5 protein-coding genes are annotated in these 5,360 nt (G+C 67.3%); 3 read left to right on the forward strand and 2 right to left on the reverse strand.

Features of this window, described 5'->3' with window-relative positions; translation table 11 throughout:
• Nucleotides 1–22: 22 nt before the first annotated feature.
• Nucleotides 23–1,852: a bifunctional metallophosphatase/5'-nucleotidase gene (locus tag CCN72_RS29975; protein WP_086811157.1), complete on the reverse strand. Its 1,830-nt coding sequence runs from the start codon at nucleotides 1,850–1,852 to the stop codon at nucleotides 23–25.
• 388 nt (nucleotides 1,853–2,240) lie between these two features.
• On the opposite strand from CCN72_RS29975, the gene CCN72_RS29980 reads away from it, so the two are divergent.
• A complete protein-coding gene (locus CCN72_RS29980) occupies nucleotides 2,241–2,705 on the forward strand; it encodes a helix-turn-helix domain-containing protein (RefSeq protein ID WP_086811159.1) in 465 nt (154 codons plus the stop codon).
• Nucleotides 2,706–2,718: 13 nt separating this feature from the next.
• Nucleotides 2,719–3,285 carry a PIN domain-containing protein gene (locus tag CCN72_RS29985; RefSeq protein WP_244174552.1) on the forward strand — a complete coding sequence of 189 codons (567 nt, stop codon included), beginning with the start codon at nucleotides 2,719–2,721 and terminating at the stop codon, nucleotides 3,283–3,285.
• Between the two features lie 117 nt (nucleotides 3,286–3,402).
• Here the strand turns inward: CCN72_RS29985 and CCN72_RS29990 are convergent, their stop codons facing one another.
• Nucleotides 3,403–4,686 carry an adenylosuccinate synthase gene (locus tag CCN72_RS29990; RefSeq protein WP_037658437.1) on the reverse strand — a complete coding sequence of 428 codons (1,284 nt, stop codon included), beginning with the start codon at nucleotides 4,684–4,686 and terminating at the stop codon, nucleotides 3,403–3,405.
• Between the two features lie 212 nt (nucleotides 4,687–4,898).
• On the opposite strand from CCN72_RS29990, the gene CCN72_RS29995 reads away from it, so the two are divergent.
• A partial coding sequence (locus CCN72_RS29995; RefSeq protein WP_279630298.1) for a diacylglycerol kinase family protein occupies nucleotides 4,899–5,360 on the forward strand: 462 nt, incomplete at its 3' end.

Genomic DNA, 5,360 nt, shown 5'->3' on the forward strand with positions numbered 1-5,360 from the left:
CTTCCGGCTTCCGGCTTCCGGGCTAGAAGACCGGCGTGCCCGCCTGGGTCAGCTTCCAGTTGGTGACCGCGAAGTCGGCCGGGTCGAGGGTCTTGGTCGCGGTGACGTAGTCGATCATCATGTCGCGGATCTCGTTGGTGGAGCTGTACGCGATCTCCGCCGAGGCGATGTGCGGGTAGCCCGAACCGCCGTTGGCGCGGTAGTTGTTGACGGCGACCACGAAGACCTGGTCGTCGGCGACGGCGGTGCCGTTGTAGCTCAGGTTCTTGATGCGGGAGCCCTCGGGCTGGGCGATGTCGATGTCGTAGTCGACACCGGCCGCCGTGTCGTACATGTAGTCCCAGAAGCTGTTGGCGTTGGTGAGGGTCGCGGTGTCGACCTCGGTGCCCGCGGGGACCTGGATGTAGTACTTGGCCGCGTACTCCAGGTAGTCCTTGAGCTGGGCGCCCGTGAGCTTCTTGGCGTAGAGCGTGTTGTCGTAGATGTAGAGCCCGGCGATGTCCTTGATGGTGACGTTGCCCTGCGGGATGTCGGCGGTGCGGCTGAAGGGCGCCGCGACCGAGATCAGCGGGAGCGCGGCGTCGGCCGCGGACAGGCCGGTCCTGACCGTCTCGATCTGGACCTTGTGGATGAAGTCCATGATCGGCACGTCCTTCCAGCAGGACTCCGCCGCCGAGAGGTCCGCCGTGCAGGTGCCGACCGGGGTGTTGACGTACTTCACCACCAGCTCGTGGTCGGCCTCCAGCAGCTTCTTGATCTGCGGGTCCTCGGCCACCCCGTTGGGGTTGAGGGTCTGCGCCTTCTTGCTCGTCACCTTCCACTGGCCGTGGTGCAGTTCGAGCTCGAAGTCGAAGACGCTGAGCCGGTAGCCCCAGCAGTACGGCTCGGACAGCAGCACGTCCTCGCCGGTCTTGTCGTTCTTGACGGTGTACGACGGCACCTCGACATGGGTGTGGCCCACCAGGATCGCGTCGATGCCCGGGACCTGTTCGGCGACCAGGTTGGACGCGTTCTCGATGTAGGGGAGTTCGTCACCCCACGAGGAGGAGCCGTCCAGGCCGGAGTGGTCGGTCAGGAAGACCACGTCGCAGCCGAGGGCGCGCAGCCGCGGCACGTACTTCTTCGCCTGCTCGACCAGGCCGGGGAAGACCAGCTTGCCGCCGACGTTGTCCTTGTCCCAGATCGCGATGCCGGGGTTGGTCAGACCGAGGATGCCGACCTTGATGTCGGGGGCGCCGGGGACCTTGATGTGCTTGACGGTGTACGGCTCGAAGGCCGGGCGCAGCGTCTTGGCGTGCAGGGCGTTCGCGCCGAGCAGCGGGAAGTCGCACTGGTCCTCGAACTTGCGCAGCGTGTCGATGCCGTAGTTGAACTCGTGGTTGCCGAGGGCGGCGGCGTCGTAGCGCATGTGGTTCATGGCGACGGCCATGGGGTGCTTGGGGCCGCGCTTGCCGTCGGTGCCGGTGATCGGGTCGACCCGGGCGAAGTAGTAGGCGAGCGAGGTGCCCTGGATGATGTCGCCGGCGTCCACGAGCAGCACCCGGTGCTCGCCCTTGGCCTCGCGCTGCTGCTTGATGAGGGTGGCGACGCGGGCCACGCCGACCGAGTTGCCGGCCTTGTCGGTGTAGGGCGCGTCGGCGTAGTAGTCCCAGTCGAAGACATGGCCGTGCAGGTCGGTGGTGCCCAGGATGGAGAACGACCAGGTGCGCGGCGCCTTCTCGTGGCCGTGGCCGTGGCCCTGCTCGGCCGCCTCAGCGGTGCCGCTGCCCACCGCGCCCGCCGCGGCGACGGCGGCGCCGGTGACGGCCGACTTCTTCACGAACTCCCGGCGGTTCATGGGACTGTGGGTCATTCAAGGCTCCTGAGACTGGAGTTGGCGCGTGCAGAGGGGCGTTCCATGCGGAGGCTACCCGCGTAGATCGTGCTCGCGCCCTTCATCGCCGCAAACCAGGAAATGACCATGTCCAGGTCAAGGATGAGTCAGGCAGACCGCTTCCAGGAACAACGGGAAAACAACCGGTGTCCCCCATCCGCCACCCCCACAACCGCCCCTTCGACCGATGCCGCCCACGGCTGATCAATCGGGTGTCCAGGGGCCGAAAGCGCCGCCCGGCACCCGCGAGCCATACCCCGCCCGTCCACCGGCAGAGGCGCTTCGTCCATTCGTGGATCGTTACCGCAGTCCGGTTGCACTTGCTTCGTTTATTGCGAATAATTCGAGTACAACAGTGGAGGACGTCATGGGGACCGCAACAGGGAAAAAGCTCGAACCAGGCGTAGTCGACGCAGGCGACGCGCAGCGCGCACTGCGGCGGATCAACGAATACCTCTCACACACCGCTCACAGCGATGAGGACATCCAGGTACATCTGGAAACCGGGGCCGGCGACGAAGCGCTTGTGCTGCCACGGCCGGTGGCGGAGATGTTCGCATCGATGCTGGCGTCCCTGGCCAATGGCCAGGGCGTACAGATCCTGCCGGTCGACACCGAGCTGACCACCCAGCAGGCCGCCGACATGCTGAACGTGTCCCGCCCCTACCTGATCGGCCTCCTGGAGTCCGGGGAGATCCCCTTCCGGCTTGTGGGCCGGCACCGCCGCGTCCGCTTTGCCGATCTGCGCCAGTACCTGCGCGAGGACGACGCGAGGCGCAAGGGCGCCGCCGACGAACTGATGGCGCTGGATCAGGAGCTGGGACTGCTCTGACATGGCATTTGTCGTGATCTACGACGCGTGTGTCCTGTACCCCAACACACTGCGGGACCTGCTGATCCGGGTCAGCCAGAGAGGCTTCGTCCGCGCCAGATGGACGGAACTGATCCTGGACGAGGTGGACCGGAGCATCGAACGGGACTACAACATCGCTCCCGAGGCCCTGGCACGGCGTAGATCCCTCATGAATCAGGCGGTACCCGACTGCCTGGTCACAGGCTTTGAGCCCCTCATCGAGGGGCTCAAGCTGCCTGACACGGACGACAGGCATGTGCTGGCAGCGGCCATCCGGGCGGGCGCCCAGGTGATCGTCACGAACAACCGCAAAGACTTCCCGCCCGATTACCTCGCCGACTGGGACATCGAGCGAAAGTCGGCTGATGAGTTCATGATGGATCTCATAGGGCTGGACGATCGCGTCGTATACGCCTGTGTGCAGGAGATCGCCACCTCCCGGCGGCGCCCGCCGCAGACGTTCGACGATGTGCTGGGGCAGCTGGAGAAGTCGGGACTGACCCAGTCCGTGGCCGCCCTGCGCCGTGGGCCGGGAGCCGTGAGCTCGCCCACCTACTGAGGGTTTCGCGCAGCGCCTTGCGCAGCGATTCGAGTGGTGGCCGGTTGCCGCCATACCGCGGGCCGGGGAGTCCGACGGCCCGTGTGGTGGAACCGCACGGGCCGTCGGACTCCCAGGTCACAGGAACGAGTTGACCTCGATCGTCTCGTCCCGGCCCGGGCCCACGCCGATCGCGGAGATCGGGGCGCCGGACATCTCCTCCAGCGCCTTGACGTAGCTCTGCGCGTTCTTCGGCAGGTCGGCGAAGGTCTTCGCCTTGGTGATGTCCTCGGACCAGCCCGGAAGGTTCTCGTAGATCGGCTTCGCGTGGTGGAAGTCGGTCTGGGAGTAGGGCAGTTCCTCGACGCGCTTGCCGTCGATCTCGTACGCCACGCAGACCGGGATCTGCTCCCAGCCGGTGAGCACGTCCAGCTTGGTGAGGAAGAAGTCGGTCAGGCCGTTGACCCGGGTCGCGTAGCGCGCGATCACCGCGTCGAACCAGCCGCAGCGGCGGTCACGGCCGGTGGTCACACCGCGCTCGCCGCCGATCCGGCGCAGCGCCTCGCCGTCCTCGTCGAACAGCTCGGTCGGGAACGGACCGGCGCCGACCCGGGTGGTGTACGCCTTGAGGATGCCGATGACCCGGCTGATCTTCGTCGGACCCACACCCGCGCCGGTGCAGGCGCCGCCCGCGGTCGGGTTGGAGGAGGTGACGAAGGGATACGTGCCGTGGTCGATGTCGAGCAGCGTGCCCTGGCCGCCCTCGAAGAGCACGACCTTGTCCTGCTCCAGGGCCTGGTTGAGGATCAGCACGGTGTCGGCGACGTACGGCTTGATCTGCTCGGCGTAGCCCAGCAGCTCCTCGACCACCTGGTCGGCGGTGATGGCACGGCGGTTGTAGAGCTTGGTGAGGACCTGGTTCTTGACGTCGAGCGCGGCCTCCACCTTCTGCTGGAGGATCGACTCGTCGTACAGGTCCTGGACCCGGATGCCCACACGGTTGATCTTGTCCGCGTAGGTGGGGCCGATACCGCGACCGGTGGTGCCGATCTTCCGCTTGCCGAGGAAGCGTTCCGTCACCTTGTCGACCGTCACGTTGTACGGCGTGATGACATGCGCGTTGCCGCTGATGAGCAACTTGGAGGTGTCGACGCCTCGCTCGTTCAGACCGCTCAGCTCGGAGAGCAGGACCGAGGGGTCGACGACGACACCATTGCCGATGACCGGCGTGCATCCGGGAGAGAGGATGCCGGAGGGCAGGAGGTGGAGGGCGTACTTCTGGTCGCCGACGACGACCGTGTGGCCGGCGTTGTTGCCGCCCTGGTATCGCACCACATAATCCACCGATCCACCGAGCAGGTCGGTGGCCTTCCCCTTGCCCTCGTCACCCCACTGAGCACCGAGCAGCACAAGTGCGGGCACGCGCGTACACCCCTTCCGGGCGGGGCATGTCCAAGGTCAGGGGCGCGGGCGTAAGGTTCACCGCCGCGTGCCACCGCGACCGTCGTTGGCCGCACAACCGTCGGACCGGATGCCCCGGAATAGACGAAGCCCCTGGCGCAATAGCGCAAGGGGCTCTTGCACAAAGATGCTACCCGAGGAAGCGAGGCAGGACCGAGGTGGCGACTTTCGCGATGTCCGATCAGCTGCTGGTGATCATCGATCCGGGGGCACGGCAGACGGACGGGGAGTCCGTACGGATCGCGAAAGACGTGCTCAGCGCGGGTGCGGCGGCCAAGGTGTGTCTCCCGGAGGGCCCGGAGGAATTCGCCCGGGCACTGGGCCGTAGGGGTTCCCGCCGGCCAGTGGTGGTGGGCGACGACGCCGCCCTGATGCGCGCGGTGACCCTGCTGCACCGGGAGCGGGAACTGGCCGGATGTGTGCTGTCGGTGGTGCCGGTGGGCGAGACGCTCTCCCTGGCGGCGTCCCTGGGGGTGCCGACCGGGGCGGTGGCGGCGGCGCGGGCGGTGCTCGACGGCGCGGAGCGGCGCCTGGACCTGCTGGCCGACGACAGCGGCGGTCTGGTGCTCAGCGGGCTCGCCATCCCCCCGGCCCCGGTGCGGGTGCCCGCGCGCACGCCGATGGCGGCCGCCGCC

It is taken from the genome of Streptomyces murinus (assembly GCF_002154555.1).
GTDB classification, from domain to species: domain Bacteria; phylum Actinomycetota; class Actinomycetes; order Streptomycetales; family Streptomycetaceae; genus Streptomyces; species Streptomyces murinus.